This window comes from uncultured Maricaulis sp. (assembly GCF_947259345.1).
Lineage (GTDB): Bacteria > Pseudomonadota > Alphaproteobacteria > Caulobacterales > Maricaulaceae > Maricaulis.
This window is the reverse complement of sequence record NZ_CAMYLS010000005.1, coordinates 22,917-48,380: the sequence shown is the minus strand read 5'-3', so window position 1 is coordinate 48,380 and position 25,464 is coordinate 22,917. Positions and strand designations below refer to the sequence as shown.

Annotated in this window: 25 protein-coding genes; 8 read left to right on the top strand and 17 right to left on the bottom strand. The window is 64.0% G+C overall.

What is annotated here, in order from left to right:
* Nucleotides 1-129: 129 nt before the first annotated feature.
* On the top strand, nucleotides 130-1,737 hold the full coding sequence (locus tag Q0X62_RS02030; protein ID WP_297731065.1) for a hybrid sensor histidine kinase/response regulator: 1,608 nt from the start codon (nucleotides 130-132) through the stop codon (nucleotides 1,735-1,737).
* Here the strand turns inward: Q0X62_RS02030 and Q0X62_RS02025 are convergent.
* The 6 genes from Q0X62_RS02025 to Q0X62_RS02000 all read right to left on the bottom strand — a co-directional run bounded on the left by Q0X62_RS02025 (nucleotide 1,734) and on the right by Q0X62_RS02000 (nucleotide 6,679).
* Nucleotides 1,734-3,500, bottom strand: a complete 1,767-nt coding sequence (locus Q0X62_RS02025) for an ABC transporter ATP-binding protein (protein ID WP_297731063.1) — start codon at nucleotides 3,498-3,500, stop codon at nucleotides 1,734-1,736. The two genes, Q0X62_RS02030 and Q0X62_RS02025, sit on opposite strands and share 4 nt — an antisense overlap.
* A gap of 15 nt (nucleotides 3,501-3,515) precedes the next feature.
* Nucleotides 3,516-3,770 (bottom strand): DUF4170 domain-containing protein, encoded by a 255-nt coding sequence (locus Q0X62_RS02020; protein ID WP_291843016.1) that lies wholly within the window; start codon nucleotides 3,768-3,770, stop codon nucleotides 3,516-3,518.
* Nucleotides 3,771-3,808: 38 nt separating this feature from the next.
* The gene (locus tag Q0X62_RS02015; protein ID WP_297731060.1) at nucleotides 3,809-5,170 is read right to left on the bottom strand and encodes a TldD/PmbA family protein; all 1,362 of its coding nucleotides are present in this window, start codon (nucleotides 5,168-5,170) and stop codon (nucleotides 3,809-3,811) included.
* 40 nt (nucleotides 5,171-5,210) lie between these two features.
* Nucleotides 5,211-5,603 carry an MAPEG family protein gene (locus Q0X62_RS02010; protein ID WP_297731057.1) on the bottom strand — a complete coding sequence of 131 codons (393 nt, stop codon included), beginning with the start codon at nucleotides 5,601-5,603 and terminating at the stop codon, nucleotides 5,211-5,213.
* Between the two features lie 37 nt (nucleotides 5,604-5,640).
* On the bottom strand, nucleotides 5,641-6,291 hold the full coding sequence (locus tag Q0X62_RS02005; protein ID WP_297731055.1) for a DsbA family oxidoreductase: 651 nt from the start codon (nucleotides 6,289-6,291) through the stop codon (nucleotides 5,641-5,643).
* Nucleotides 6,292-6,460: 169 nt separating this feature from the next.
* Nucleotides 6,461-6,679 (bottom strand): hypothetical protein, encoded by a 219-nt coding sequence (locus Q0X62_RS02000; RefSeq protein ID WP_297731053.1) that lies wholly within the window; start codon nucleotides 6,677-6,679, stop codon nucleotides 6,461-6,463.
* Nucleotides 6,680-6,895: 216 nt separating this feature from the next.
* Between Q0X62_RS02000 and Q0X62_RS01995 the strand changes: the two genes are divergently transcribed.
* On the top strand, nucleotides 6,896-7,471 hold the full coding sequence (locus Q0X62_RS01995; protein ID WP_297731051.1) for a YkvA family protein: 576 nt from the start codon (nucleotides 6,896-6,898) through the stop codon (nucleotides 7,469-7,471).
* 68 nt (nucleotides 7,472-7,539) lie between these two features.
* Here the strand turns inward: Q0X62_RS01995 and Q0X62_RS01990 are convergent, their stop codons facing one another.
* The 4 genes from Q0X62_RS01990 to Q0X62_RS01975 form a co-directional block, all read right to left on the bottom strand.
* On the bottom strand, nucleotides 7,540-8,733 hold the full coding sequence (locus tag Q0X62_RS01990; protein WP_297731050.1) for an LL-diaminopimelate aminotransferase: 1,194 nt from the start codon (nucleotides 8,731-8,733) through the stop codon (nucleotides 7,540-7,542).
* 179 nt (nucleotides 8,734-8,912) lie between these two features.
* Nucleotides 8,913-9,731 (bottom strand): hypothetical protein, encoded by an 819-nt coding sequence (locus tag Q0X62_RS01985; RefSeq protein ID WP_297731048.1) that lies wholly within the window; start codon nucleotides 9,729-9,731, stop codon nucleotides 8,913-8,915.
* Between the two features lie 3 nt (nucleotides 9,732-9,734).
* Nucleotides 9,735-11,036: a hypothetical protein gene (locus tag Q0X62_RS01980; RefSeq protein ID WP_297731045.1), complete on the bottom strand. Its 1,302-nt coding sequence runs from the start codon at nucleotides 11,034-11,036 to the stop codon at nucleotides 9,735-9,737.
* An 86-nt stretch (nucleotides 11,037-11,122) separates the two neighbouring features.
* Nucleotides 11,123-11,737, bottom strand: coding sequence for a TetR/AcrR family transcriptional regulator (locus tag Q0X62_RS01975; RefSeq protein ID WP_297731043.1), 615 nt, complete (start codon nucleotides 11,735-11,737; stop codon nucleotides 11,123-11,125).
* Between the two features lie 171 nt (nucleotides 11,738-11,908).
* Between Q0X62_RS01975 and Q0X62_RS01970 the strand changes: the two genes are divergently transcribed.
* Nucleotides 11,909-12,328, top strand: coding sequence for an MAPEG family protein (locus Q0X62_RS01970; RefSeq protein ID WP_297731041.1), 420 nt, complete (start codon nucleotides 11,909-11,911; stop codon nucleotides 12,326-12,328).
* Here the strand turns inward: Q0X62_RS01970 and Q0X62_RS01965 are convergent.
* Nucleotides 12,325-12,963 (bottom strand): hypothetical protein, encoded by a 639-nt coding sequence (locus Q0X62_RS01965; protein ID WP_297731039.1) that lies wholly within the window; start codon nucleotides 12,961-12,963, stop codon nucleotides 12,325-12,327. The genes Q0X62_RS01970 and Q0X62_RS01965 overlap by 4 nt on opposite strands.
* A gap of 115 nt (nucleotides 12,964-13,078) precedes the next feature.
* Here Q0X62_RS01965 and prfA point away from each other — a divergent pair, with 115 nt between their 5' ends.
* From prfA to Q0X62_RS01950, 3 genes are all read left to right on the top strand, one after another.
* Nucleotides 13,079-14,152, top strand: a complete 1,074-nt coding sequence (prfA, locus tag Q0X62_RS01960; protein WP_297731037.1) for a peptide chain release factor 1 — start codon at nucleotides 13,079-13,081, stop codon at nucleotides 14,150-14,152.
* 9 nt (nucleotides 14,153-14,161) lie between these two features.
* Nucleotides 14,162-15,100, top strand: a complete 939-nt coding sequence (gene prmC, locus Q0X62_RS01955; RefSeq protein WP_297731035.1) for a peptide chain release factor N(5)-glutamine methyltransferase — start codon at nucleotides 14,162-14,164, stop codon at nucleotides 15,098-15,100.
* Between the two features lie 217 nt (nucleotides 15,101-15,317).
* A complete protein-coding gene (locus Q0X62_RS01950) occupies nucleotides 15,318-16,025 on the top strand; it encodes a DUF4167 domain-containing protein (RefSeq protein ID WP_297731033.1) in 708 nt (235 codons plus the stop codon).
* Here Q0X62_RS01950 and Q0X62_RS01945 read toward each other — a convergent pair.
* Entirely contained in the window at nucleotides 16,022-16,777 is a 756-nt protein-coding gene (locus Q0X62_RS01945; protein WP_297731030.1) for an MOSC domain-containing protein, read from the bottom strand. The genes Q0X62_RS01950 and Q0X62_RS01945 overlap by 4 nt on opposite strands.
* Nucleotides 16,778-16,945: 168 nt before the next feature.
* On the opposite strand from Q0X62_RS01945, the gene clpB reads away from it, so the two are divergent.
* Complete coding sequence (gene clpB / locus Q0X62_RS01940) at nucleotides 16,946-19,552, top strand: ATP-dependent chaperone ClpB (protein ID WP_297731028.1); 2,607 nt, start codon at nucleotides 16,946-16,948, stop codon at nucleotides 19,550-19,552.
* 87 nt (nucleotides 19,553-19,639) lie between these two features.
* On the opposite strand, the gene arsB is transcribed toward clpB, so the two are convergent.
* The 5 genes from arsB to Q0X62_RS01915 all read right to left on the bottom strand — a co-directional run bounded on the left by arsB (nucleotide 19,640) and on the right by Q0X62_RS01915 (nucleotide 24,545).
* Nucleotides 19,640-20,713 (bottom strand): ACR3 family arsenite efflux transporter, encoded by a 1,074-nt coding sequence (gene arsB / locus Q0X62_RS01935; RefSeq protein WP_297731027.1) that lies wholly within the window; start codon nucleotides 20,711-20,713, stop codon nucleotides 19,640-19,642.
* On the bottom strand, nucleotides 20,710-21,201 hold the full coding sequence (locus Q0X62_RS01930) for an arsenate reductase ArsC (RefSeq protein ID WP_297731025.1): 492 nt from the start codon (nucleotides 21,199-21,201) through the stop codon (nucleotides 20,710-20,712). The genes arsB and Q0X62_RS01930 overlap by 4 nt, the downstream gene beginning before the upstream one ends.
* Nucleotides 21,202-21,282: 81 nt before the next feature.
* The gene (locus Q0X62_RS01925; protein WP_297731023.1) at nucleotides 21,283-21,723 is read right to left on the bottom strand and encodes a glyoxalase superfamily protein; all 441 of its coding nucleotides are present in this window, start codon (nucleotides 21,721-21,723) and stop codon (nucleotides 21,283-21,285) included.
* 281 nt (nucleotides 21,724-22,004) lie between these two features.
* Nucleotides 22,005-22,535 carry a hypothetical protein gene (locus Q0X62_RS01920; RefSeq protein ID WP_297731020.1) on the bottom strand — a complete coding sequence of 177 codons (531 nt, stop codon included), beginning with the start codon at nucleotides 22,533-22,535 and terminating at the stop codon, nucleotides 22,005-22,007.
* 546 nt (nucleotides 22,536-23,081) lie between these two features.
* A complete protein-coding gene (locus Q0X62_RS01915) occupies nucleotides 23,082-24,545 on the bottom strand; it encodes a M23 family metallopeptidase (protein WP_297731017.1) in 1,464 nt (487 codons plus the stop codon).
* Between the two features lie 241 nt (nucleotides 24,546-24,786).
* Here Q0X62_RS01915 and chpT point away from each other — a divergent pair, with 241 nt between their 5' ends.
* Nucleotides 24,787-25,458, top strand: a complete 672-nt coding sequence (chpT, locus tag Q0X62_RS01910) for a histidine phosphotransferase ChpT (protein WP_297731013.1) — start codon at nucleotides 24,787-24,789, stop codon at nucleotides 25,456-25,458.
* The last annotated feature ends 6 nt before the right edge of the window (nucleotides 25,459-25,464 follow it).

Genomic DNA, 25,464 nt, shown 5'->3' with positions numbered 1-25,464 from the left:
CGAGCACCCATTTTTTATAACCAGTGAATTCATCAGATATGACGACTCTTTCCACAGGATTGAGTCACATTAATGCTCGTTAACCACGTTCAGTTCCCCGCTCGGGGGGCAGTGCAGGGAGAGGGGCTTATGCCGGATCTGGCCATACGTACGGACTACTCACAGGAGCGGTTGAACCGACTCAATTTCCTGTTGTCCCGTGAGTGTGGTCCGGCCTTTCTCGAGGGTTTCGTCAAGCAGACCGCCGAGGTCTTTGCCGCCGATCGCCTCTTCATCGCCCGCATCGACGCCACCCATTCGCGCATGCGCACGCTCAAGGTTGCCTGCGGCAGCGCGCTGGTCGGGAATTATTGTTACGAACTCAAAGGCACACCCTGCGCCGACGTCATGGAAGCGGGCGCGGACATTTTCGAGGACAATGTTGCGGGACGTTATCCGCGCGATTTCATGCTCGAGGAAATGGGCATGCGCGCCTATGTCGGCATGCCGCTTTACAATGGCGCCCAGTCGGTCGGCATCGTCGTCGCCATGTTCAAACGCCCGATCGACATTGCCGACGAGCTGCTCTCGGTCTTCAACCATTATCGCCGCCGCCTGACCGGTGAGATCCTGGCGGCCGAGTCCGGCGATCGCGCCGAGCTGGCCATGAAGGGCACGTCCGACGGCATTCTCGATTTCTGCCTCGAGACCGACCAGATCTATATTTCCGCCCGGGGGCGCGAATTGCTGGGTTATCAGCCGCGTGAGTTTACCGCTGGCGCGGACAGCTTCACCACGCTCCTCCACACCGATGACCGGCCGCGCTTCGAGTCGGCGATGAAGGCGCATTTTCGGGCTGGCCGCCCTTTCGACCTCACCGTGCGTCTGCGGGTGGTCGGTGGCCTGCACCGCTGGTTCCGAATGCGCGGCGAAGCCGTGCGCACGCCGGATGGCGACCCGGTCCGCATGGTCGGCGCGATGACGGACATTCACGACCTGGTCGAAGCCCGCCAGCAGGCCACCGAGGCCAGCCGCGCGAAGTCGCGCTTCCTGGCCACCATGTCGCACGAAATCCGCACTCCGATGAATGGCGTGCTCGGCATGTCCGCCCTGCTGGCCAATACCGAGCTGGAACCGTCCCAGCGCGAAATGGTCAATCTGATTGAAGGGTCCGGCCAGTCGCTCCTGACCATTCTCAACGACATTCTCGACCTCGCCAATATCGAGTCCGGCCGGTTCGAGGTCGAGCAGGACAGTTTCAACCCGGCCGAACTGGTCCGCACTGTCGCCGGTCCCTATCGCATGAAGGCGATGGAGAAGGGGCTGAACCTGCACCTTGAAATCGACCCGGTTGCCGAGCGTGACGTGGTCGGTGATCCGGCCCGGGTGCGCCAGATCCTGTCCAACCTCCTGTCCAACGCCGTCAAGTTCACGGATCGCGGCGAGGTGCGGGTGCGCTGCCTCATGACCCAGACAGCTGATCGGACCCATGACGTCACCTTCGAGGTCGGCGATACCGGCATCGGCATGGATGGCGAGTTGATGGAGCGCATCTTCATGCCTTTCGCCCAGGGCGAAGCGGTCATGCAGCGCAAGAATGGCGGTACCGGCCTTGGCCTGGCGATCGCCAAGAAGCTGGCCGAGCTGATGGGCGGTGACATTGTCGTGGAAAGTGCCCCGGGTGCCGGCTCCAAATTCACTGTCACCTTGCCGGAAAGCGGACGTCGCAGCGAAATCATGCAGGCCCGGGAGGGCTAGTCGCCGAACTGCATCTTGCACAGGCGGGCATAGAGCCCGTCGCGGGCGACGAGATCGTCATGCTTGCCCTGTTCGGCGACGCAGCCCTGATCCATCACATAGATCCAGTCCGCATCGCGGACGGTCGAGAGACGGTGGGCGATGACCAGGCTGGTCCGGCCCTGTGAAAGCCGTTCCAGAGCCGACTGCACCCGCTGCTCGGACTCGGTGTCGAGCGCGCTGGTGGCTTCATCGAGCAGCAGGATGGGCGCGTCCTTGAGGATGGCCCGGGCAATCGACAGGCGCTGGCGCTGGCCGCCGGACAGATTGCTGCCGCGCGGACCGACCGGGCTGTCATAACCGTCCGGCAGAGCCATGATGAAGTCATGGGCGTCGGCGGCCTTTGCAGCGGCGATGATGGCGGCCTCGTCGGCTTCCAGGTCACCAAACCCGATATTGGCGCGCACCGAGTCGTCGAACAGGGTCACATCCTGGCTGACCAGGGCCATGGCCTGGCGCAGGGAGGTCAGGGAGACCGAACGGGTATCCGTGCCATCGATCCGGATCGTGCCGGATTGCGCATCATAGAGCCGGGGCAGGAGATTGAGGATGGTCGACTTGCCGGAACCGGACGGGCCGACGAGGGCGATGGTGGCGCCGGGAGCCGCTTTCAGCGAGAAATCACGCAAGGCCACGGATCCGTCGGGATAGGCGAAGTTCACCGAGTCCAGCTCCACGCCGCCGCGATCGACGCTCAGTGCCGGCGCGTCGAGTGCGGCAGTGACGGTTTCGTCGGTATCGAGAATGGTGAAGATGCGTTCGAGGACGGCAAAGCCTTCCTGGACCACCGCATTGAGTGTGCCCAGCGCCCGGATGGCCGGCGAGATGACACCGATCCCGGTCAGCACGCCGATGATATTGCCAACCGAGGTCTCGCCCTCGAGCATGCGCCAGCCGGCAAAGGCCACCAGTCCGGCAAAGGCCAGACCGCCCACGACCTCCAGGATCGGATCGACGCGGGCCTTGTTCTCGGTGATTTTCAGCAGAAAGCGCAGGCGGTCGAAGAAGGATTTGCGCGCCCGCTCGCTCTCATAGCCTTCCAGCCCATAGGTCTTGACCATGCGGGCGCCGGAGAAGCTCTCTTCGAGCTGGCTGGTGACCTCGCCCATCTGGCTCTGGGCCTGGGAGGAGGTCTTGCGCAAGCGCTGACCGATCCGGATCACCGGCCAGGCGGCGATCGGATAGACAACCAGGATGAGCAAGGTCAGCATCCAGTCGAGGCTCAGCATGACGCCCACGGTGATGATCACCGTCAGCACGTCGCGCATGAGATTATTGGCCAGGCGGACAATCGTCTCGCGCAGCAGGGTGATGTCATTGGTGAAGCGCGAGACCAGCGAGCCCGTGCCTTCGGCCTGCAGGCGCGCGAAATCGGCCCGGACCAGTTTGCCGAACATGGCGTTCTGCAGGTCCTGCATCACATTCAGGGCGAGCCGGTTGGTCTGGACGGTCTGCAGATAGAGGCTGACCCCACGCACCGTCGCCAGGCCGATCACGGCCAGCGGGGCGAGGGGGAAGAAGTCTGCGGCTCCGGCATTGAGCTTGTCGAAGGTCCAGGCGATCACGCCGGCATAGGAGGCGGCCGCGCCGGCCGTGATGGCTGACAGGACCAGCGCCAATGCGACCAGGCCCGGGCGACGGCTCAGCCAGTCGCGCCAGAGACGCTTTGCGAGCGAGGCGGTCGAGGCCGGTTTTGCGCCGGCGGTATCGTCAGGATCGCTCACGCCGCGTGTCGGACCCTAGCCGTCCTTCTTCTCGGTCGAGGGATCGAGAAGCTTGTGGGCGTGGATGATGAAATAGCGCATATGGGCGTTGTCGACCGTGCGCTGGGCGGCGCCTTTCCAGGCCGCGCGGGCTTCGGCATAGCTGCCGAAGGCGCCGACGAAATCGACCTCGTCGAGATCCTTGAACTCGCAATTGGTCGGGTCGACGCAGGCCAGCTCGCCACCGATGACGAGGTGCAGCAGCTGGTTGTTGATCTTGGTTTCACTCATGCCGGGCTCCTTGAATTGGTCTGTCCTGGCCGGTCGATCTAGAGACCGCCGACGGACATCGCGTCCACGAATACGCTGGGGGCGTTAACAGATCCCCGAAATTCCAGATCACTGCCCGGAATGAGGCGAGCATAGATGTCGATCAGATTGCCGGCGACGGTGATTTCGCTGACCGGATGGTCGATGACGCCATTCGCGATGCGATAGCCGGACACGCCCACCGACCAGTCGCCGGTATTGGAATTCAGCGACGGGCCGAACATTTCCATGATCAGCACGCCATCCTTGATGCCGCCGACAAGGTCTTCGCGGCTGGTCTCGCCGGCTTCCATGTGGAAATTCGTCGGGCCGGCGCCGGGCGACCCGCCCATGGAGCGCCGGGCGTGACCGGTCGGGGCCATGTCGAGTTGGCGGGCCGCGGCGGAGTTGAGGAACCAGGTGGTCAGGCGTCCATCCTCGATGATGGCGCTGCGCTGATTGACCGTGCCCTCGCCGTCAAACGGCGCCGAGGCATGGCCCCAGGCGCGGTGCGGATCGTCGATAATGGTGATCCCCGGCGCGAAGACGCGCTCACCCAGCTTGTCGCGCAGGAAAGAGACGCCTCTAGCCACGGCCGGACCGGACACGGCGCCGGCCAGTGAACCCAGAAAAGTCGTCGCCACACGGCGGTCAAAGACAACCGGCATCACGCCCGATGGCAGCTTTTTCGGACCCATGCGCCGGGCCGCGCGTTCACCGGCCTCGCGACCGACCTCGATCCGGTCACGCAGATCAGCGCGGCGGCGGGCTGAGGTGGCGGCGTAATCGCGCTCCATGGCGCCATCCTTGCCGGCAATGACGCTGGCGCCATAGCCGAACACGCTCTTCTTCCAGCCGGCATTGAAGCCGGTTGATGTGGCATAGGCGGCAGCGCCCTGACCGGAGGAGGCAAAGGCCGCATCGGTCATGGTCACGCCTTCGACAGCCCGCGCGGCGGTCTCGATGGCGAGTGCGGTTTCCTCCAGCTCCTCCGGTGACCATTCGCCGGCCTCGAACTGCTCGATCTCCGGCGGCGCCTTGCACAAGCGTTCCGGATCGGCGAGGGCGGAATAGGGGTCTTCCGGGGCCGCTTTGGCCATGGTCACGGCGCGGCCAATGGTGAAGTCCCGTCCCTTCTCCGACAGGTCAGAGAAGGCGACGCCGGCCTGGCGCTTGCCGACGAAGACCCGCAGGCCCGCATCCAGCGATTCCGACCGGCCGATATCCTCCAGATTGCCATCGCGCACCGAGAGTTCGGTTTCACGCGACTCGGCGACGGAGGCTTCGGCACTGTCGGCGCCGGCCTTCAGGGCCCGGGCCACCAGATCGGCGGCGATGTCCTGGAGGCGGGCGGGGTCGGGAGCTTGGAAGGTCTGTGTCATGTGTCGGCTATAGCCCTGCGAGGCCCTGCCGGGCAATGGCTCAACTGATGGCAGTCCAGATCAGGAAGAGCGAGCCGATCACGATGCTGATCCAGCTCAGCAGGGTTCCGATGAAACGGCCCGGTGACGTGCCGGAGGATGTCGACAAGCCCCACGCATGCAGGCCGCGGCCCACGGTCAGGGTGATGCCGACGCCGTGCACGACAAGAATGGGGGCACTCGTCATGGCCAGAGCGCCGATGATGATCAGGGTCACTGGAACGTATTCCACGGCATTGCCATGAACCCGGCAGGCCAGTTCCAGCTTCTCGTCACCGCCCGTCCCGAAGCCGATCTTGGCCCGCTGGCGATGGCGAATGACATTGTAGGCGAGTGCGATGAGCAGCAGGCCGTTGAGCCCGGTGTAGAGTGCGAAGGCGTCGAGTGCGGTCATGGTATCTCCCCCTTGGACCTGCCCGCTGGCGGCGAGCTTATTCGGTTTCTGCCGGTTCCTTGACGGCCTGGCGAATGGCATCGGCCAGCACGGCCGGCTCCTGGGCCCCGGACACGGCAAAACGGCCATTGAAAATATAGGTGGGCACGCCCGAAACGCCGAGCTTGCGGTAGAAAAGCTCTTCTTCCCAGACCGCTTTCTCGTCGCGATCCGTGGCCAGGAGGTCGGCGGAGACATCGCGGTCCAGCCCGGCCTCGGCGGCCAGCTCGATCAATGTGTCGGTATCGCCGATATCGCGCCCGGCCTGAAAGAAGGCCGAGAAGAGAGCTTCGGCCATGGCGTCCGTCTTGCCCTGGCCGCCGGCCCAGCGCATCAGCCGGTGGGCATTCAAGGTGTTCGGCCGCATTGTGATATCGTCAAAGCGAAAATCAATCCCGACACCCGGACCGGCCTGTTCGAGATGATCGCGCATGGCTTTCCAGCGGCCCGAGGCTTCGGGACCGGAGAATTTCTCGCGCATGTAATCCTTGTAGGGGCGGCCTTCGCGGGCCAGCGTCGGGTCGAGCTGATAGGGCCGCCAGGTCGTCTCGACCTTGATATCGGCGGTCAGCTTGCGCGCTTCATCCCAATGGCGCTTGCCGAGCCAGCACCAGGGGCAGACGAGGTCGGAGACAATGTCGACAGTCACAGAGTAGGTCATCCCGTCGATTTAGGGATGTTTGGCGCAAATGGCGAGAGGCGAGGCGGGTTTGATCCTATGGGCCGGCTCGTCATCCCCCCGGCTTGGATGTCAGGCCATCGCGAGCCTGGCACAGGGGGGATGACGCCCACCGGCCACCCACCGACCGGAAGTCAGGCTAGACAGTGATGTCCAGCAGGGTCTCCGTCATGTCGCTGGCAATGCGCGCGGTTACGGCCGCGGCCGCATGCGAGGCCTCAGCCTTTTTCAGCGCCACAGCCGCCTGGATGATGTCTTCGCCCTTGGCCGCATTATTGACCATTTCGCGCGCCGCAGACCCGGCTTGGGACTGGGCGGACATCATGCCGGCAACGGCGGTATTGAAAGCGACATTCATGGCGCCACTCTAGCGCCTCGCGGCTGGCCGGCGCAGCGAAGACTGGTCTTATGGTTAAGGCCGGGTAACCGGTGCTCCGATTTGGCCGGCGAGGGCGGATGGAAGGGGCAAGGTGTCCCCCGGGACGGGAAGAATTCTGTTCCCGCTATTGGCGCGAAAGCCGGTGTGGGACACAGTGTCCATCAATCAACGGCTACAGGAAGGTGCCCCAACATCATGAGCAACCCGTCATCCCCGACTCTCAAGGTTGAGTTCGAACTGTCCGAAACCGATCTCGCCTTTTTCCGGGATCGTCTCGACAAGGCGCGCGCAGATCGTGCCGATCTGGACGAAAGCCGTATCACGGCTGGCGTGGCGGACATGATGAGCAAGGCGCTGGCGGCCAATCCGCCGGAATTCGTCAAATCCCGCCTGAATCAGCTCGGCCCGCTCGTCGGCATGCTCGATGACGCAGACTGGAAGCTCGAGGGCGAGGATCGCGAGCGTGTCCTGAACGCGCTGGCCTATTTCGCTGACCCGGAAGACCTCATCCCCGATTCGACACCGGGCATTGGCTATATCGACGATGCGATCATGATCGAGCTCGTTGCGGCCGGTCTGGCACCGGAACTCGAAGCCTATGCCGAGTTTGTGGCCCACCGCGAGGATCTGAAATCACCGGAGGCCGCCGAAATGCCGCCGCTCGAAGATGTCCGCAAGGTCATGCAGAACCGTATGCGCCGCCGTCGTGGCCGGGCCAAGGCTGGTGGCACCTGGGGGCATTCGACCGGTGCGGTGCACCACTACTTCTAGGGTCTGGCCGAACTGCGGGACCGGCATCCTCCCTCAACCGGTCCTGTCTCGACAGGCGATCCGGGCGGTCAGACCGCCCGGATTGCCGGTTGTCTTGTCTTGAGGAAATCGCCCACGCCGCGGGCGGCCTGGCGGATGCGCTGCTCATTCTCGACCAGGGCCAGGCGGACATAGCCCTCGCCATGCTCGCCAAAACCGATGCCCGGCGCGACGGCGACGCCGGCCTCTTCCATCAATTGTTTTGAGAACTCCAGCGAGCCCATCTCTTCGCAGCCCTGTGGCAGCGGAGCCCAGGCAAACATGGAGGCTTCCGGCGACGGAATGGACCAGCCGGCCCGGCCAAAACTCTCCACCAGTACATCGCGGCGATGCTTGTAGATGGCCCGCGCCTCGTCGACACAGTCCTGCGGGCCGTCCAGCGCGGCACAGGCTGCCACCTGTACCGGCGTGTAGGCGCCGTAATCGAGATAGGATTTGACCCGCGCCAGCGCGCCGACCAGACGCGGCGACCCGGCCGCGAAACCGACCCGGAACCCTGCCATGGAATAGGTCTTCGACATCGAGGTGAACTCGATCGTGCGCTCCTTGGCGCCTTCGACCTGCAGCATGGACGGGGTCGGCTCATCCCCGAAATAGATCTCGGAATAGGCGAGGTCGGAAAGGATGAGGAGATCGTGCCGGGTCGCGAACTTCACGACCTCCTTGTAGAAATCCAGCGAGGCGGTCTGTGCCGTGGGGTTGGAGGGAAAACAGACCACGACGGCAATCGGACTCGGAACCGAATGCCTCGCTGCATGCTCGAGTCCGCGCAGATAATCTTCCGGCGACGGCGCATGGACATGCCGTATCGTGCCGCCGGCGATGAGAAAGCCGAAAGTATGGATCGGATAGGAGGGCGAGGGCGCCAGGATGACATCGCCGGGCGCGGTGATCGCCTGGGCAAGATTCGCAAAGCCTTCCTTGGAGCCCAGCGTGACAATCACTTCGCTGTCCGGATCCAGGTCGACATCGAAGCGCCGTTTGTAATAGCGCGCCTGGGCCTTGCGCAGGCCGGGTATGCCGCGGGAGGCCGAATAGCCATTGGTGCGCGGCTTCTCGGTGGTCTCGCGCAGCTTCTCCAGGATGTGCGGCGGGGTTGGCAGGTCCGGATTGCCCATGCCGAAATCGATGATGTCGGCACCATTGGCCCGCAATTGGGCCTTCAGGCGATTGACTTCTTCGAAAACATAAGGCGGCAGACGCTTGGTGCGGTGAAATTCCATCGTTGAATCCGGCATACTCGAATTTTTTCCCATAGAACGCGTTCTGAACTGAACCCGCAAGAGGCTAGTTCCGTTCCGGGGCGGGAATTGGCAGGCATGGCGGCGGAATTGCGGCTGACGGCACAACACCCTGCCCGAGCGGGCAGGGTGTTGGCAGAAACCGGCAGGGTGTCGGCGTGTCAGTCGCCGCAATCGGCCCAATGGGCGCGCAGCAGGGCATCCCACTCCTCGGCGCCGCCATCGCTGACCCGCAGGAGATTCAGTTCGAAGTCGGTATAGCCGGGATGGTTGGGCACCGGGAAAGCGGCATGGGTGATGTAACCCTCCGCCGCATCGATGCGCAGTGTACCGGCCGACCCGGTCGAGCGGTCACCGGTGAGCGCCGATCCGCTCAGCGCATAGCTGTACGCGCCATTGTCCATCCCGGTCGGGCTGGCGGTGACATCCCCCATCCAGACCAGCGGATCCCCGGCGGACGGGTCAGCCCACAGCAGGGCCATGCCAAAGCCGAAGGCTGCGTCCGGGGTGGCCAGGTAAGGCGTGACTGCGGTCAGGCTGGCGAGATCGAAGTCGAACAAATGCCAGTGCGGCGACGCGATCTCGAACTCATTGCGAATCTCCATGTCGGGCAGTCGCACAACCATATCCATCCGGTCGCCGGCCTCGTTTTGCTCGAGGAAGGCGAACTGCATGACCTCCGCCTCTGGCAGAAGCCGACCGCCGACCAATTCGCGCGCCGAGAAGGTGGTGAGGTCGAGCTCGGCGGTGACCAGGGCGGCATTGCCGCAAAGCCCGTTCTCCTTATAGACTTCCAGCGAGGTCGGGCTGGCGCGATAGACGGTGATGCGTTCATCCAGACTGCCATCCTGATTGGTGCGCTCATAATAGAGGATGCGACCGACATGGTCGTTCTCGGCGGCATGCACGAACTCGTCGGCATGGCAGGCGCTGGTCAGGAGGGCGAGGGCGGTTGTGGCGAGCGTGAGGGTCTTGGTCATGGATCAGATCTCCGGATTGTAGGTGAGCGCAGCCGCGAGCACGGGGTCGATGCCGGCGGCGTAATCGTCAAAGCGGTAGGGAATGGTGATGTCCGGCGCGTGATGGGCACGGGTGTCGCCGGGCGTCGCCGTGGCGTAGTGCTCGCTGGCATGGATCACCGGCAGGCCGGTATTCGGTGTCACCCATATATTGGTTTCGCCATAATGATTGGGCCGATCGGCGGCGGCCTGTCCGAAACGGACCGCCCCGGTCCGGTTGGCCAGGCGTGACAGCAACATGATGGCGGCGGAGTGGGTCTGGCGGCTGGTCAGGACACGAATGCGCCCGGGCCGGGACAGCGCCGCGCTGGCCACCAATTCGTCGACGAATGCCGGGTTCAGCGACCCGTCCCCGCCCAGGCAGCGCCGCAGGTCGAGAATGAGCACGGGCTCGTCCAGGGTCTCGGCCAGGGCGACGGCCTGGCGGGCCAGATCGGCGAAACGCTCGGGGCCGTTCGCGATCGAGAAAAGCTGCAGATAGGCCGCGTTTTCCAGTGAGGTCACGAGGCGCACCGGCACGGTCATCGGCTCCTGCCAGAGTGGCGTGTCGGCCGCGGCCGTATACCAGTCTTCGTCGGTCTGTGGTCCGCCATCCATCGAGAAGGCCCAGTCATAGCGGACCTGCGCGCCCAGGGGCTGAAGGCTTGCAACGCGGCTGGTTTCGCCATCGGTGAGGGTGAGCACGATATTGTCAGCATCAGCGGCCAGACCCAGCGCGGTCAGCAATTCGGCCTGCATCATCCATTCCGGTGCCAGCTCGCGCGAGAAGTTCACGGCGTCGCGGGGCAGGATTTCCAGCGTGCGTGCCAGCGCTTCGGCGACCGGGATATCCCCGAAGGCCTCGACCCGCAGGCCGACCAGGTCGGGGTCTGTTGCGCCGACGATGAAGAGGCCGTCATCGAAGAGTTCAAAGCGCACCGGCAGGGAGCGGAAGCCGGGCCCTGGCGGCATCCCGCCGAAGGGCAAGGCATGCATGGGCATCCAGGTATGACCATCCCCGATCATGCCCAGCAGGCGCGCCATGCCGGCAATGCGTTCGGCATCAGACATGGCGGGCAAACGGGTCCGGTACGCGTCGAGCTGGGCCTCCCAGACCGCTTGCGATGTGGTGTGGAAGGGATTGGGATGATTGGTCTCCAGCACCTCGACGAGGGCGTTGAGATCCTCGGCCCAGGCGTCCGCGTCATGCTGTGCTGACTGGGCCAGGGCAGTAGCGCCGACGAGGGCCAGGCTCAGGGCGGCAAGGCTGGTTGAAATGCGCGTCATGCAGTCTCCGTTTCATCAAATTGGACTTGAGTCCAAATGTCATGATCAGAAGATGCAGCCCGGTTCGGGAATGGATGCAGATCGGGTCAGCTTTTTTGCATCAAGCCGTCGAGGACGAGTGAGTAGCGGCCTTCCAGAAGGGTGGAGAGGTCCTCGCCTTGTCCGCCAGCAACCCATTCGTGGGCACTCGCCGTGAGGACCGCCAGCAGCAGGTTGGCCAAGGCGTGCGCTGAATGGTCGTTCCGCACCTCACCTTTCGCCTGACCTGCCCGAATGAGCGCCAGCAAATAAGTGCGCATGGCGGCATCAGTCGCTTGTTCGGCCGGAGCGAGCGGCTGGCTCGGGGCCGTCAGGCCGGCGATCGCGGCGACGATCGGGCCATGGTGCGTGGCGTGGGCGCCGGCGATGCGACCCAGATCGATGATGGCGTGCCGAAAGCCACGCATCGGCTTTGCCCGGGCCTCCGCGATGATTTCAGACGTCATTCGGGTGAAGAAAGTGGCGAGGATCAGATTCTTCGACGGGAAATGGTTGAAAATGCTCGATCGGGACATGCCGACCGCGACGGCAATATCCTCCATGGTCACGGCGTCCGGTCCGCGTGCCGCAAACAGGCCGATGGCCGCGTCATAGATGCGGTCGTGATTGCGCTCAAAGCGGGAGCGCTTCGGTGCTGGCGTGCGGGTCTGTGTATCCGACATGCTCGTGTGTCGCTTGAAACTGGACGTCAGTCCAGTTGATGCCCGGCGGGCGAAGATCGGATGCAAGAGGGGCGGCAGGCCGCCGGATTTACCGCATCGCGTTGATTTCGCCTCGCCAAACCGCCACGACGCGCACTACCTTGCTGGAAAATGGCCGGGGAGGGCTGCAAGATGTTCCAATCAATGATGACGCCGATACTGGCGCTGGTGAGCTGGACGCTGATCATGTGGGTGTGGATGTATGCCACCCGACTTCCGGCCATGCGCAAGGCGGGGATTGATCCCGCCACCGCGAAAGACAAGTCGGTGATGGACAAGCTGCCCATCGAGGTCCGACGCATCGCCGACAATTACAATCACCTGCACGAACAACCGGTGATCTTCTACGCCCTGGTGCTCTATTCGCATCTTGTCGGCGTGTCGGACGAATTCAACATCATGCTGGCCTGGGCCTATGTGCTGATCCGCGTGATCCATTCGCTTATCCAGTGCCTGTGGAACTTCATCCCGATGCGCTTCCTGGTCTTCTGCCTGGGATCGATCGTGCTGGTCATCATGGCCGTGCGGAACGTGATGGCGGTATTGGCCTAGTCGGGCCGCTGCCAGCAGGGTTCGAGGGCGGCGATCAATCCGGTAGCCCAGTCGATGACCGGTTCCATCGCCGCATGGCCTGTCATGCGAACAGAATAATTGTGCGATTCCAGCTCGACCGTGTGCCAGACGCCGTCGAGCACGATGATGTTCGTGGCCTCCGCCGCGGGGTCCAGACGTTGGCGTGCGCTATCGCTTATCCAGTCCAACGCGCCGCCGCGGATCATGTGTTCATTTGCGGCGGGGCAATTCGCTGACCGGGCCACATATCGCTCGATCGGCAGGGTGGTCGCAAGGCGCTCAACGTCCTGGCGGGGGGCGGCGAGGATGAATTCGGCCAGTTGCCGATCCAGCCCATAAGCCGGGGCGGGCCGGTCTCCGGAAATCCCGGTGGTGCGCGCGACCCAGCTCCCGCGGGACAGATCGATGGCGATCACATCCGTGACCGAGCCGTGACCATAGTGTCCTGAGATAAACAGGTAATTGTGGGCCAGCTCGCGGTCGGCAATCAGGTTTTTCGGGTCCCAGATCGTTTCCCGAAGATGGGTTTGGGCACGATCAATGGCGGCATCCAAAGCTGCGTCGTCGGAAGCCTGGCCGACGAGACCGGCAGCCAGGAGGAATGTAATTAGCATGAGAGGACCCGAATTGTTGCAGGTGGCGGGAAAACAACTTTTGCACGACGCCTGCTGCCCAACAAGCTGCGCCTCGCGGATTTCGGAACGATGAAATTCCCGCTATCTAGCTGCCATGCACGCACCCGAAGCCAGACTCGCCCAAGTGATCGACCGGTTCGACCAGGTGGAAGCCCGCCTGGGCGCCGCCGGTGATCCCGATGAAATCGTCAAGCTCTCCAAGGAGCACGCCGAGCTCAAGCCCGTGGCCGAAAAGGCCAATGCGCTGAAGGCCGCGCGCGCCGAGCTGGAAGACCTCTCCGAGATGATGGAGGGCGGCGACCCGGAAATGGCCGAGATGGCGCGCGAGGAATATTACGCGCTCAAGGACAAGCTGCCGGAGCTCGAACACGCGATGAGCCTCCTTCTCCTGCCCAAGGACAAGGATGACAGCGCCAATGCGATGATCGAGATCCGCGCAGGGACGGGCGGCGATGAAGCCGCGATCTTCGCGGGCAATCTCTACGGCATGTATCAACGCTACGCCCAGCTGCAGGGTTGGACCTGGGAGCTGGTCTCCGCCTCGGAGGGCGAGCATGGCGGCTTCAAGGAAGTGGTTGCGGCGATCTCCGGCAATGGCGTGTTCGGACGGCTGAAGTTCGAGAGCGGCGTGCACCGGGTCCAGCGCGTCCCGGCCACGGAGAGCCAGGGCCGTATCCACACCTCCGCCGCCACGGTCGCCATCATGCCGCAGCCAGAAGACATCGATATCGAGCTCAATATGGGCGATGTGCGAGTCGATACGATGCGGGCTTCCGGCGCGGGTGGCCAGCACGTCAACAAGACCGACTCGGCCGTGCGCATGACGCATATCCCGACGGGTCTGGTGGTGGTCTGCCAGGAAAAATCCCAACACCAGAATCGGGCCCGGGCGCAGGAATTGCTCAAGGCCAAGCTCTATGACATGCAGCGCGAAGCTGCCAATGCCGAGCGGGCTGCCGAGCGCAAGGGCCAGATCGGCTCGGGCGACCGCTCCGAACGCATCCGCACCTATAATTACCCGCAGGGCCGGGTCTCCGATCACCGCATCAATCTGACCCTCTACAAGCTCGACGACATCGTGGCCGGTGACGGGCTGGATGAGGTGGTCACAGCGCTGATCTCCGAGGACCAGGCCGCGCGCCTCGCTGCCCTCGAAGACAATTCATAAGGCCGGGTGATGGGCGGGCCCTTCGACAAGCTGGTCGAGGCTGCGCAGTCGGACTTTGATGCGGCGGCCCACAAACCGCTCCTGCAAGCCTGGCAGGGTTTGCCTCTTGCGGATATCCGCCGCGACCTGACGCAGCGCCTGATCGGCGCCGGGATCGAGGAAGGCGCCGAGGAGACGCGTTTTCTGCTCAATCACACCCTGGCACCGGCCAGCCTGGCCCAGGCACTCGCGGATCCAGCCTTATTCTCCTGGCAGCAGGCCGAAGCCCTCGCCGCGCTGAGCTGGCGCCGGCTCCAGCGCGTTCCGCTCTCCCAGGTCCTGGGCAACCAGCCCTTTTGGACGCTTGATCTCGCCGTGACGGCCGATGTGCTCACGCCGCGCGCGGACACTGAAACCCTCGTGGAGGTCGTGCTGGCCGAGACCGGCGATGCCCCGGCGTGTGTCGTCGATCTGGGCACCGGGTCCGGGGCGATCCTGCTGGCCTTGCTGTCCGAGCGCGCGACCTGGACCGGGATCGGTGTCGATCTGTCCGATGCGGCGCTGGCCGTTGCGGGCGGCAATGCGCAATCCTGTGGTCTTGCCGACAGGACCCGATTCCTGCGCAGCCGCTGGGGCGAGGCGCTCGGTGATGGCGCGGCGGACATTCTCGTGTCCAACCCGCCCTATATCGTCTCCGATGTGCTGGCCGCTCTGGAGCCGGAAGTGCGCGATCATGAGCCCACGCTGGCGCTTGATGGCGGCGCGGACGGGCTGGATGCCTATCGCCTCATCATCGCGGATTTGCCACGCCTCTTGGTGCCGGGCGGCTTGTTTGCCCTGGAGATTGGCTATGATCAGGGCGAGGCTGTCAGCGCGCTGGCAGCGGAGGTCGGCCTTGTCGCGATTGACGTGAAACAGGACCTGGCCGGGCAGGACCGGGTGGTGTCGGGACGCCGAGCCGTGGCCTGACCGCTAAAAGGGCTTGGAATGACCGGCCTCGCAGTCTAGGGTCCCGACCAAGGCAGGTGGATCGCGCCAGTACGGGGGTCTCGCGCGGCCGGATGACCCACCTGCCATTATCCGGTCAAATCATTGGATCCCCAAGTATCAGCGCACAGGCTTGCACCTGCGAATGCACCGCAAAGCCCGATTTGATTTGCATCGCTGTTGAACAGGAATACGCGAAATGAAGCGTCAACGTGGTCGAGGACGTAAGCCCGGCAATCCGTCGAACCGGAGCTTTCAGAGCAATTGCGCCGGCGAAGTGAAGATCAACGGCAACGCCTCCCAGATTTACGACAAATACATGCAGCTGGCCCGGGATGCGTCCTCCGCCGGTGACCGTGTCCGGGCGGAAAACCTGTACCAGCACGCCGAACACTACCTGCGCATTCTCCAGGCGAACCAGCCCAAGCGTGATCCCAATCAGGACGACAACGGCGACAACAACGCCGATGACGAGACTGATGAGGACCAGGGCCAGGAGCGCCAGTCCCGCCCGCGCCGTGACAACCGCGATAATCGCGACAGCCGCGATAATCGTGATCAGGGCGAAGGGCGCGAGCGCCGCAGCCGCAATGGCCGCGGACGGCCGTCGGGCAATCGGGACCAGGATCGCGACCAGGACAATGATGGCGAGCGGGCCGATGATCCGATGGGCGTGGTGACACCGCAGGGCGACAATACGCCGGCCGACACGTCGGACCGCAATGATGGCAATAGCGATGGCGAGGGCGAAGAGCCGCGCCGCCGCACCCGCCGTCCGCGCCGCACCAAGGCCGAAATGGAAGCCGCCCGCGCTGCGGAAGCCGCGCTGAAAAACGCCTCGGCCTCGGCCGATGAGGGCGATGGCGACAAGACCGGTGGCGACGGCCCGGAAACCCAGGCGGCCTAAGCCAGGCTGACCGGATCGCCCAGGGCAATCTCGCCGTCTTCCAGAGCGGACAGATAGACACCGCAATCCATGTGCCCGTAGTGCTCGAACAGCGCTGCGGGCACATCTGTATCAATCTCGCCGCGCTGCGGGTCGACGCTGGTGGCCACGCAGCGCCGGATGCGGGATTCCACCCGGCAGGCGATGCCGCCAATGCGGATTTCGTGCCCGACCAGGTCGAATTCTTCCCATGGCGCCAGGCCGTCGATCAGCAGATTGCCGCGAAAGCGGAGCGGGTCGAGCGTCTGCGCGGTCTTCTCTGACAGCGCGCGGACCGAGGCGGCATTGATCAGCGAGATTTGCGGCTGCGGGATATCGGTCATTGCCTGACCGGGGGCATGCACCAGGCGCAGCGGTCCGCGAACAGCGTCGCCGACCAGGACCCGCAAGACGTCGAATAGCGCCGGGTGGGTGTCCGGGGCCTCCAGACGGATGGTGACCGGTATGGCGCCGTCCAGGGTGACGGAAAACGTCCCCTCCTTGTCAGAATAGCGACAATTCAGCTTGGCCAGTTCGGCCTGTCCGGCCAGCATCAGGAAGTGTTTCTTCTTCACATGGCCCGGCGCGCGCTCATCGAAGGGCGAGGGGCCGTTCTCGATGGCCCAGGCGCGGTCCATGGGCAGCGTCTTGTTTGCGCTCAGCGCGATACGGTCGAGGCTGTCCGGCCCAAGTCCCTTGATCGGAAATCGCGTGATGGCTGTAAGCTGGGGCATGGGTGTGAGTCGCTCCGCAGATGACGGGTGAAACCGTGGTCAGAATGTCGCGCCTCGACCCCTTGTGTTGTTCATATGCAACACCTACATGCGGTCTGAAACGCGTTTTGGCCGTGCTTGATCAAGGCGGCGAAACGCAACCTATCTCGCCTTATCCGGGGGATCGACATGGAATTCGAGACTTATACAGACCGCGCGCGGTCGATTATCCAGGCCGCTCAAGGCTTGGCGCTGAAATCAAGCCATCAGCAATTCACGCCCGTCCATGTGCTCAAGGCACTGATGGACGATAATGCCGGCCTCGCCGGCAATCTCATCAAGGCCGCCGGCGGCCGTGTTCGCCAGGTCCAGGACGGGGTCGACCAGGCCCTGGCCGCCATCCCCAAGGTCGAGGGCGGCGAAGCCAAACTCTACCTCGCCCCCGAAACCGCAAAGCTGTTCGGTGCTGCCGAGGAGGCGTCGAAAAAGGCCGGCGACGAGTATGTCACCGCCGAGCGCGTCCTGCAGGCGCTGTCCCTGGCCAGTGGCTCCAAGGCGCATGACATCCTCAAGGCCGCCGGCGTGACGCCGCAGGCCCTCAACACCGCGATCAATGATCTGCGCCAGGGCCGCACCGCAGACAGCCAGTCGGCGGAGGAAGGCTATGACGCGCTGAAGAAATATGCCCGCGACCTCACCGAAGTCGCACGCGAGGGCAAGCTCGACCCGGTCATCGGCCGCGACGAGGAAATCCGCCGTGCCATCCAGGTCCTCTCTCGCCGGACCAAGAACAATCCCGTCCTGATCGGTGAGCCCGGCGTCGGCAAGACCGCCATCGCCGAGGGCCTCGCCCTGCGTATCGTCAATGGCGATGTGCCGGAAAGCCTGAAGGAGAAGCGTCTCCTGGCGCTGGACATGGGCTCCCTAATCGCCGGTGCGAAATATCGCGGTGAGTTCGAGGAACGCCTCAAGGCCGTGCTGTCGGAGGTCGAGGGTGCCAATGGCCAGATCATCCTCTTCATCGATGAGATGCACACGCTTGTCGGTGCCGGCAAGACCGATGGTGCCATGGATGCGTCCAACCTTTTGAAGCCGGCCCTGGCACGCGGCGAGCTGCACTGTGTCGGCGCCACGACGCTGGACGAGTATCGCAAGCATGTCGAAAAGGACGCCGCCCTGGCGCGCCGCTTCCAGCCTGTGATGATCGAGGAGCCGACCGTGGCCGACACGGTCTCCATCCTGCGCGGACTGAAGGAGAAGTATGAAGTCCATCACGGTGTGCGCATCGCTGACAGCGCTATCGTCTCGGCCGCCAATCTCTCCAATCGCTACATCACCGACCGCTTCCTGCCCGACAAGGCCATCGATCTGATGGATGAGGCCTCGGCGCGTCTGCGCATGCAGATCGATAGCAAGCCGGAAGAGCTCGACGAGATCGATCGCCGCGCCATTCAGCTGAAGATCGAGGCGGAAGCGCTCAAGAAAGAGGCCGATGACGCCTCCAAGGAGCGCCTGTCGACCATCTCCAAGGAAATCGCCGAGCTGGAATCCCGCTCGGCCGAGCTGACCGCCGCTTGGCGCGCCGAGAAGGACAAGCTTGCCTCGGCGACCACGATCAAGGAAGCCCTCGATCGGGCACGCTCGGACCTGGCCGATGCCGAACGGCGCGGTGATCTGGGTCGGGCCTCGGAGATCAAGTACGGCCAATTGCCCGATCTGGAACGCAAGCTCGCCGCCGCCGAGAGCGAAGGCGAGGCTGGGACAACGATGCAGGAAGTCGTTGATGACGAGCAGATCGCCCAGATTGTCTCGCGCTGGACCGGTGTGCCCGTCGACAAGATGCTCGAGGGCGAACGCGACAAGCTTCTGCGCATGGAAGACGCGCTGCGCGGCCGTGTGATTGGTCAGGACCCGGCGCTGGAAGCCGTGTCCGACGCTGTGCGCCGGGCCCGTGCGGGCCTCAAGGATCCGGCCCGTCCGATCGGCTCCTTCCTCTTCCTCGGCCCGACCGGCGTCGGCAAGACCGAGCTGACCAAGGCGCTCGCCGAATTCCTGTTTGACGACGAGACCGCCGTCTCGCGCCTCGACATGTCGGAATACATGGAGAAGCATTCGGTCGCCCGCATGATCGGCGCGCCGCCGGGCTATGTCGGCTATGAGGAGGGCGGTGCCCTGACCGAAGCCGTGCGCCGGCGTCCCTATCAGGTCGTCCTCCTGGACGAGATCGAGAAGGCGCATCCGGACGTGTTCAACGTGCTGCTGCAGGTCCTCGATGATGGCCGCCTGACCGATGGTCAGGGCCGTACCGTCGATTTCCGCAATACCATCATCATCATGACCTCCAATCTGGGGGCCGAGCATCTGCAGCTGGTCGATGATGCCGAGGATGCCCGCGACAGCGTTATGGCAGCCGTGCGCGGCCATTTCCGGCCGGAATTCCTCAACCGGATCGACGAGGTCATTCTCTTCCGCAAGCTGGCCGAGGAGCATATGGGCGCGATTGTCGATATCCAGCTGGGCTATCTCCAGCGCCTGCTGGACGATCGCCGCATGACGATCGAGATCGATGCCGGCGCCCGCGCCTGGCTGGCCGCCAAGGGCTATGACCCGGCTTATGGCGCGCGCCCCTTGAAGCGCGTCATCCAGAAGGAGCTCCAGGATCCGCTGGCGCGCTTGCTGCTGGAAGGCGGCATCAAGGATGGCGACAACATCCAGGTCTCCACCGAAGCCGGCGTACTGACGGTGAATGGTGTCGCGGTCGGCGTGAAAGCGCCGAAGCTGGAAGCGGTGAATTGAGGTTTGGGGCGGTCGCAAGGCCGCCCCGGAGTGTTGGGGACAGGTACAATTAGCGCCGCGCGCTAATTGTACCTGTCCCCTTTTTGCCTACCGCCCTGCAAACCATCCCTGTGTCCGGTTGGCAAAGGCCACGAGCGACAGCATTACCGGGACTTCCACCAGCACGCCGACCACAGTCGCCAGGGCGGCGCCGGAGTTGAGGCCGAACAGGCTGATCGCGACCGCGACGGCCAGCTCGAAGAAATTCGAGGTGCCGATCAGGGCGCAGGGGGCGGCGATGTTGAACGGGGTCTTCCACAGCCAGGCGGCACCATAGGCGATGGCGAAAATGCCATAGGTCTGGATCAGGAGCGGCGTCGCGATAATGGCGATGGTGATGGGTTGGGTCAGGATGACCTCGCCCTGGAAACCGAACAGGATGATGACCGTGCCGATCAGGCCGATGATCGAAGCCGGCTTGATCAGGGCGGTGAAATCGCCCACGGCCTTGTCAGCCGCCTCGGCCGACTTGCCGCGCGACAGCGCCTTGCGGGTCAGCCAGCCGGCGATCAGCGGGATGACGACATACAGGCCCACCGACAGCAGGAGCGTGTCCCAGGGGACGGTGATGTCGGTCACGCCCAGCAGGAGCGCGACGATCGGGGCAAAGGCGACGACCATGATGAGGTCGTTCGCGGCGACCTGCACCAGGGTGTAATTGGCGTCGCCCCTGGTCAGCTGTGACCAGACGAAGACCATCGCCGTACACGGTGCGGCGCCCAGGATGATCACACCGGCGAGATATTGCTGGGCGTCCTCGGGCTGCAGCCACGGCGCGAAGGCATGCTCGAAGAAGAGGACGCCCAGAAGCGCCATCGAGAAGGGTTTGACCAGCCAGTTGGTGATCAGGGTGATGATCAGGCCCTTGGGGCGTTCGCCGACCCGTGTCAGCGAGGCGAAATCGATCTGGATCATCATTGGCCAGACCATGGCCCAGATCAGCACCGCGATGGCGAGATTGACCGAGGCGTATTCAAACCCGGCCAGCCAAGCGAAGAGGTCCGGCACGATCACGCCCAGCGCGATACCGCCGGCCATGCCCATGGCGACCCAGACCGACAGCCACTTCTCGAAGAATCCGATCCCGCCGGGGGCGGCGTCCTTTGCGGTGGCGTCGGTCATGTGGATAGGTCCTGTCGGGGGCTGAGAGTGTCGAAGGCCCGCTTGAGGGCTTCGCGATCATCGCCGTCAAGCGCGGCCATCAAGGCCGTGATGCGGGCATCAAGGGCGTTGAACGTGTCATGGAAGGCGTTTCGGGCGGCCTCGGTGTCGGCGATGGCGGCCGGGTCGGGCAGGCCCCAATGGGCCTTGACCGGGGCGCCGGGCCAGACCGGGCAGACTTCCGCCGCAGCGCTGTCGCAGACCGTGATGACAGCATCGAGGACAGGCGCGCCCGGCGCGGCAAACACATCCCAGCTTTTCGAGCTGTAGCCGGTCGCGGGCAGGCCGTGGGCAGCGAGCGTTTCGAGCGCAAGTGGATTGGGCTGGCCGGTCGGTGTTGAGCCGGCCGAATATCCCGCGACCCGGCCGTCGCCACGCGCATTGATCAGGGCTTCGCCCAGGATGGAGCGCGCGGAATTGCCCGTGCACAGAACCAGGATATTGAGCATGCGACCCCGCCCGCCTCATTGACGTCAGGCGGGGTCGTAAGCGCAGTTGGACCGGGCTTCAACCGAAATTCGTTTCGCGTTTTAGCGAAGGGCGAGTTCCAGATGCGGGCGACCGTCCGAGGTGCGGGCCGGCGAGCGGCCATTGCGGCCGATCGTGGCGTTGATCCGGCGTCGGAAAGCCGAGAAGCTGTCAAAGGTCACCACATCGACGGCTTCGTCCAGATCCAGCGTCACCCGCCAGCCTCCAGCTCCGCCGGCAATGGCGGTGAGGCTGAGAATGTCCGCCTCAAAGGCCTGGCCGAGATAACGGCCCGAGACGCGCCCGCCGACGGCGAGCGGTGTGTCGGGACGATTGCCGGCAGTGGCACTCAAGGTATTCCAGTCGCGATAGCCCATCTGATGGGCGAGCAATTCCAGCGCCTCGCTGTGCGAGATAAAATTGCCTTCGGCTTCCAGCGCTTTTCGCAAACGCCGGGCCTGGGCCTTCAGCGCGTCGCGCGAAAGCGGTGAAGTTGGGGTCATGACATGCCCTTTCGTATTGGCATGCGGATCGAATGATGGGGCTCGCCTTGCCATCCCGCCGCATGTCGCAATGACGATGAGGGAAATGTCGTGTCCAAGGGAGATTTCACCAGGGCCAAAAGCCTGCGAGCGGCGGGCATCTCCATGCCTGAATTGCTTGATAGGCTAGGGCAGGGCGGTGGTCAATGGGCGTCGATGCCGGTTGTCATCTCTGACGGACGCCCCGCAAAGGCCGGCGGAGATCAGATAAATGGTGTGTCGCCGTTTTTCGGCCAGCCGCGTTACCGGCGTCGGGTGTATCCGACAAAGAGTTGGGCCCAATCAGACGTGTCGTCCGGGCGGACCCAGAATTCCTGTCGAACGCTGCCGTCCTCCTGCGGTGCCCAAACGCCACGGACCTGCATTTCGCTGCCGTCCGCATTGCTGTGCAACCGGCCTTCCAGGACCATCGCGCCCGTTGCGTCGAGTCCGCCTGAATAGTCGATGTGAAAGCGCGGGCTCATCCAGACCTGCCGCCAATGCCCGGTAGCCGGGTCGACAAAGGTCATTCCTGTGCCTGTTCCGCCATCGAAGGTCGACCAGTCTTCAACCACCAGACAGCCAGCCTCCCGCCGGGTATAGGTCTGGGTGCCGATCTGTTGTCCGTCGGCGGTAAAGAAGTCCCACTCGCCGATCACGAAATCGAAATCCGAATACGGTGCGACGTCCTGACCGCAAACAGGCGGGGCGGCTTGTTGGGCAGACGCGGTCCCGGCATAGCCGAACAAGCCCAGTCCAATCAGAAGACAGGCGGATGTGAACCTTTGCATCATGCGTATCTCCCGATGTCGACGCGTCTCGCATCAGCCAATCGCTAACAAGCCGGACGGCCTGGCAATAGCGAGATCAGACGCGTTGCAATCCCGCTTGGCGCCCATGACAGGCGGTGACCGCGGCCGGCTGGGGACACATACCGTTGTCCCTGATGCACGAACCATTCGCCTCCCGAGGCAGGGCTGGCATAGGGAGGAAACAGGTGAAGCTACCGCGCCCGTGGCGCACGCTCGGCCATAAATCACTTGCCGAGAGAAAGCCGTACCCGGTTCTTGAGCTCAAGGGGCATGCCCGCGGAGCGGCGCCTGCGGCACCCTTGACCTCGAAACCCGATACGGCCCGCTGGCTGACAAGTGATCTTTGGACTGCTCCACGCGTCGCGCGCGGTGGCAGGCGACGGCCGCGATTAATTGCCATTGTTTCAGCTTGTGAATTTGTAGTGACGGCCGAATTGCCGGGCCCATTCGCTCACAAGTTCAACCTGGCAGTCGATCAATTCGCGGCAGCTGGGCTCGATGTCGGTCACGTGGAAGAAGCCCCAGCCCCTACTGAGCCCCATTCCCGGCATCGGCCACAAGCGGCGTCTCGTTCTCGGCGGCCGGACGGGCGGCGTCGCGGATGGCGATGATGCGATCACGTTCGGCTTCGAAGAGCGGGATTTCGTCTTCCGACAGCTGGCGCCCGGTGGGCAGGTCCAGGGTCATCGGATTGCGCGGCGTGCCATTGTGATGGACTTCATAATGCAGGTGCGGACCGGTAGAGCGCCCGGTCGTGCCGACATAGGCGATGACCTGGCCCTGGGTGACGCGGCTGCCGGCGCGGATGCCACGGGCGAAACCGTTCAGATGGGCATAGGCGGTCTCATAGCCATTGGCGTGACGGATGCGGACATAATTGCCGAAGCTGCCGAAACGATTGGCCCGCTCCACAATTCCATTGCCGGCGGCCATGACCGGGGTGCCACGCGGGGCGGCGAAATCTGTGCCGTTGTGGCGACGCGTATAGCCCAGGATCGGGTGGCGGCGGGCTCTCGAAAACGATGAGGAGAGGCGGGCACCATTGACCGGGGTCAGCATCAAAAGGCGCTGGGCACTGGCCCCGTCCGGGCTGTAATAGCCGACAATCCCGTCCTCGGTCTCGTAGCGGAAGAATTCCTTGGCATCGCCGCGACCGTCATACATGGCGTAGAGGATGTCGCCGGTGCGGGCGGTATTGCCTTCCTCGTCGACGAAGCGCTCGAACAGGATGTCGAATTCATCGCCGGGCTGGATCGAGCGCTGGAAGTCGATGGCATAGGCGAGGACGCCAGCCAGCTCGACAACAACTCGGTCTGTGGCACCGGCATTGAGGGCGTCGACATAGAGCGAGGCCGTGATGGAGCCGGAGGCGCGCACCATTTCGCGGTCAAACTCGGCTATCGTCTCGCGGGCCCGGAATGTGTCATCGAACGTGCGCGCCACGGTGATCGAGCGTTCGACATCGGGACGGAAGGAGAGCCCGTCAAAGCGCGTGACCGCTTCGCTGCCATCGGCCGGGGTCTCGGTCTCGAAATAGAGGTTGATGCGTTCGCCGGCCCGCAGATAGCGCAGGTCGAAGACGGTGCCCAGCGCGGCGATCGCGCGGGCGGCCTGGACCCGGTCGACACCGGCATCATCCAGCACACCCGCCAGCGTGCCGCCGCGCGGCACGGTGCGTTCAGCCTGGATACGGGTCGGGCAGCTGGCGCACTGGGTGAAGGCGGCGTCATTGACATGGAGCAGTTCGCTGGAGTCGAGCAGGATCGAGATCGGCTCGACCGGAGCAGTGTCCTGCAGTGAGACATCGGCTGAGAGGGGCGCGTCGGTATTTGCGTCGATCGGGGCGGCAACCGCCAGGCTGATCGCCTCGCCGCTGGCGGCTTCACTGCGGGGCTCGCCACCCAGCATCAGCGCGGCCAGCAGGCCGGCGGACAGAGTGAGACTGGCAAGGGCCACAAGGCCTTGCGTACGGCGGGTATCAGCGCGGGTCACGTCAAACTCAGCCACTGGCGCAAAACTCCGGTCTGCTCAAACGACACTCGTGTGTCTGGTTCATCAAGCAAGTCTCGCACCGTTTGCCGGGCTGCCCCGTATTCCCGCGAAACCTGTCCCCACAGCCGGGAACGAATCATGTCTTGGACTGATCCGGTTGCCAAGACCTTTCCGGTGCGGTGAATGCAGTTTCAGTGCGAAAACCGGTCGAGGCGCCGAAGAATCGTGTATGGAAAATGCCATGCAAGACGATATCCCCGCCGAAATCCCGGCCGACCAACTCGCCGCCCTGCTTTGTGCACGGCTCTGTCATGACCTCGTCAGCCCGGTCTCGGCGCTGGGCGCTGCGCTCAGCGTGTTCGATGATCCGGACAGTGGCGACATGCATGATGACGCCATGGAGCTGGTCCGCGAAAGCTCACGCCAGGCCCAGTCCAAACTGGAATTCTGTCGCCTCGCCTTTGGCGCTGGCGGGTCTGCGCCAGGGATATTGGACAGCCGCGAATTACAGCGCCTGACCGAGAACATGTTTTCGTCGGTCAAGCCGGACATCGTCTGGAAGGTCGACTCGGCCGGGCTCGAAAAGCAGGCTGCGCGCCTCCTCCTGAATATGTGCCTTCTGGGGGTAGACGCGGCACCGCGCGGCGGGACAGTCACCATTGAAGCGGCCGATGCCGCGGGCGGTGCGCGTCTTCGCGTGATTTCGGAAGGCCCCCGTGCCCGTCTCGAGGAGGGTACCGCCCGTGCCCTTGAGGCGCATGCCCCGGAGAACGGCTATGACGGCCGCTCTATCCAACCCTATTATACTGGCCTGATTGCCCGCACCAATGGTGGCCGTGTCAGCGCCCAGGCGGATGAGAACCGGGTCGAATTCATTGCCCTCGTGAAGGGACCGGAAGGTATGATCGGTTGACGGGAT

Excerpts from the sequence above, each read along its gene's own strand:
- chpT (WP_297731013.1), top strand. The coding sequence starts at position 24,787 with ATGCAAGACGATATCCCCGCCGAAATCCCGGCCGACCAACTCGCCGCC.
- Q0X62_RS01925 (WP_297731023.1), bottom strand. The coding sequence starts at position 21,723 with ATGACCCCAACTTCACCGCTTTCGCGCGACGCGCTGAAGGCCCAGGCC.
- Q0X62_RS01945 (WP_297731030.1), bottom strand. The coding sequence starts at position 16,777 with ATGCCCCAGCTTACAGCCATCACGCGATTTCCGATCAAGGGACTTGGG.
- Q0X62_RS01950 (WP_297731033.1), top strand. The coding sequence starts at position 15,318 with ATGAAGCGTCAACGTGGTCGAGGACGTAAGCCCGGCAATCCGTCGAAC.
- prmC (WP_297731035.1), top strand. The coding sequence starts at position 14,162 with ATGGGCGGGCCCTTCGACAAGCTGGTCGAGGCTGCGCAGTCGGACTTT.
- Q0X62_RS01920 (WP_297731020.1), bottom strand. The coding sequence starts at position 22,535 with ATGATGCAAAGGTTCACATCCGCCTGTCTTCTGATTGGACTGGGCTTG.
- Q0X62_RS02015 (WP_297731060.1), bottom strand. The coding sequence starts at position 5,170 with ATGACACAGACCTTCCAAGCTCCCGACCCCGCCCGCCTCCAGGACATC.
- Q0X62_RS01980 (WP_297731045.1), bottom strand. The coding sequence starts at position 11,036 with ATGACGCGCATTTCAACCAGCCTTGCCGCCCTGAGCCTGGCCCTCGTC.
- prfA (WP_297731037.1), top strand. The coding sequence starts at position 13,079 with ATGCACGCACCCGAAGCCAGACTCGCCCAAGTGATCGACCGGTTCGAC.
- Q0X62_RS02000 (WP_297731053.1), bottom strand. The coding sequence starts at position 6,679 with ATGAATGTCGCTTTCAATACCGCCGTTGCCGGCATGATGTCCGCCCAG.
- Q0X62_RS02020 (WP_291843016.1), bottom strand. The coding sequence starts at position 3,770 with ATGAGTGAAACCAAGATCAACAACCAGCTGCTGCACCTCGTCATCGGT.
- Q0X62_RS02010 (WP_297731057.1), bottom strand. The coding sequence starts at position 5,603 with ATGACCGCACTCGACGCCTTCGCACTCTACACCGGGCTCAACGGCCTG.
- Q0X62_RS01930 (WP_297731025.1), bottom strand. The coding sequence starts at position 21,201 with ATGCTCAATATCCTGGTTCTGTGCACGGGCAATTCCGCGCGCTCCATC.
- Q0X62_RS02030 (WP_297731065.1), top strand. The coding sequence starts at position 130 with ATGCCGGATCTGGCCATACGTACGGACTACTCACAGGAGCGGTTGAAC.
- Q0X62_RS01985 (WP_297731048.1), bottom strand. The coding sequence starts at position 9,731 with ATGACCAAGACCCTCACGCTCGCCACAACCGCCCTCGCCCTCCTGACC.
- Q0X62_RS01970 (WP_297731041.1), top strand. The coding sequence starts at position 11,909 with ATGTTCCAATCAATGATGACGCCGATACTGGCGCTGGTGAGCTGGACG.
- Q0X62_RS01995 (WP_297731051.1), top strand. The coding sequence starts at position 6,896 with ATGAGCAACCCGTCATCCCCGACTCTCAAGGTTGAGTTCGAACTGTCC.
- Q0X62_RS01990 (WP_297731050.1), bottom strand. The coding sequence starts at position 8,733 with ATGGAATTTCACCGCACCAAGCGTCTGCCGCCTTATGTTTTCGAAGAA.
- arsB (WP_297731027.1), bottom strand. The coding sequence starts at position 20,713 with ATGACCGACGCCACCGCAAAGGACGCCGCCCCCGGCGGGATCGGATTC.
- clpB (WP_297731028.1), top strand. The coding sequence starts at position 16,946 with ATGGAATTCGAGACTTATACAGACCGCGCGCGGTCGATTATCCAGGCC.
- Q0X62_RS01975 (WP_297731043.1), bottom strand. The coding sequence starts at position 11,737 with ATGTCGGATACACAGACCCGCACGCCAGCACCGAAGCGCTCCCGCTTT.
- Q0X62_RS01965 (WP_297731039.1), bottom strand. The coding sequence starts at position 12,963 with ATGCTAATTACATTCCTCCTGGCTGCCGGTCTCGTCGGCCAGGCTTCC.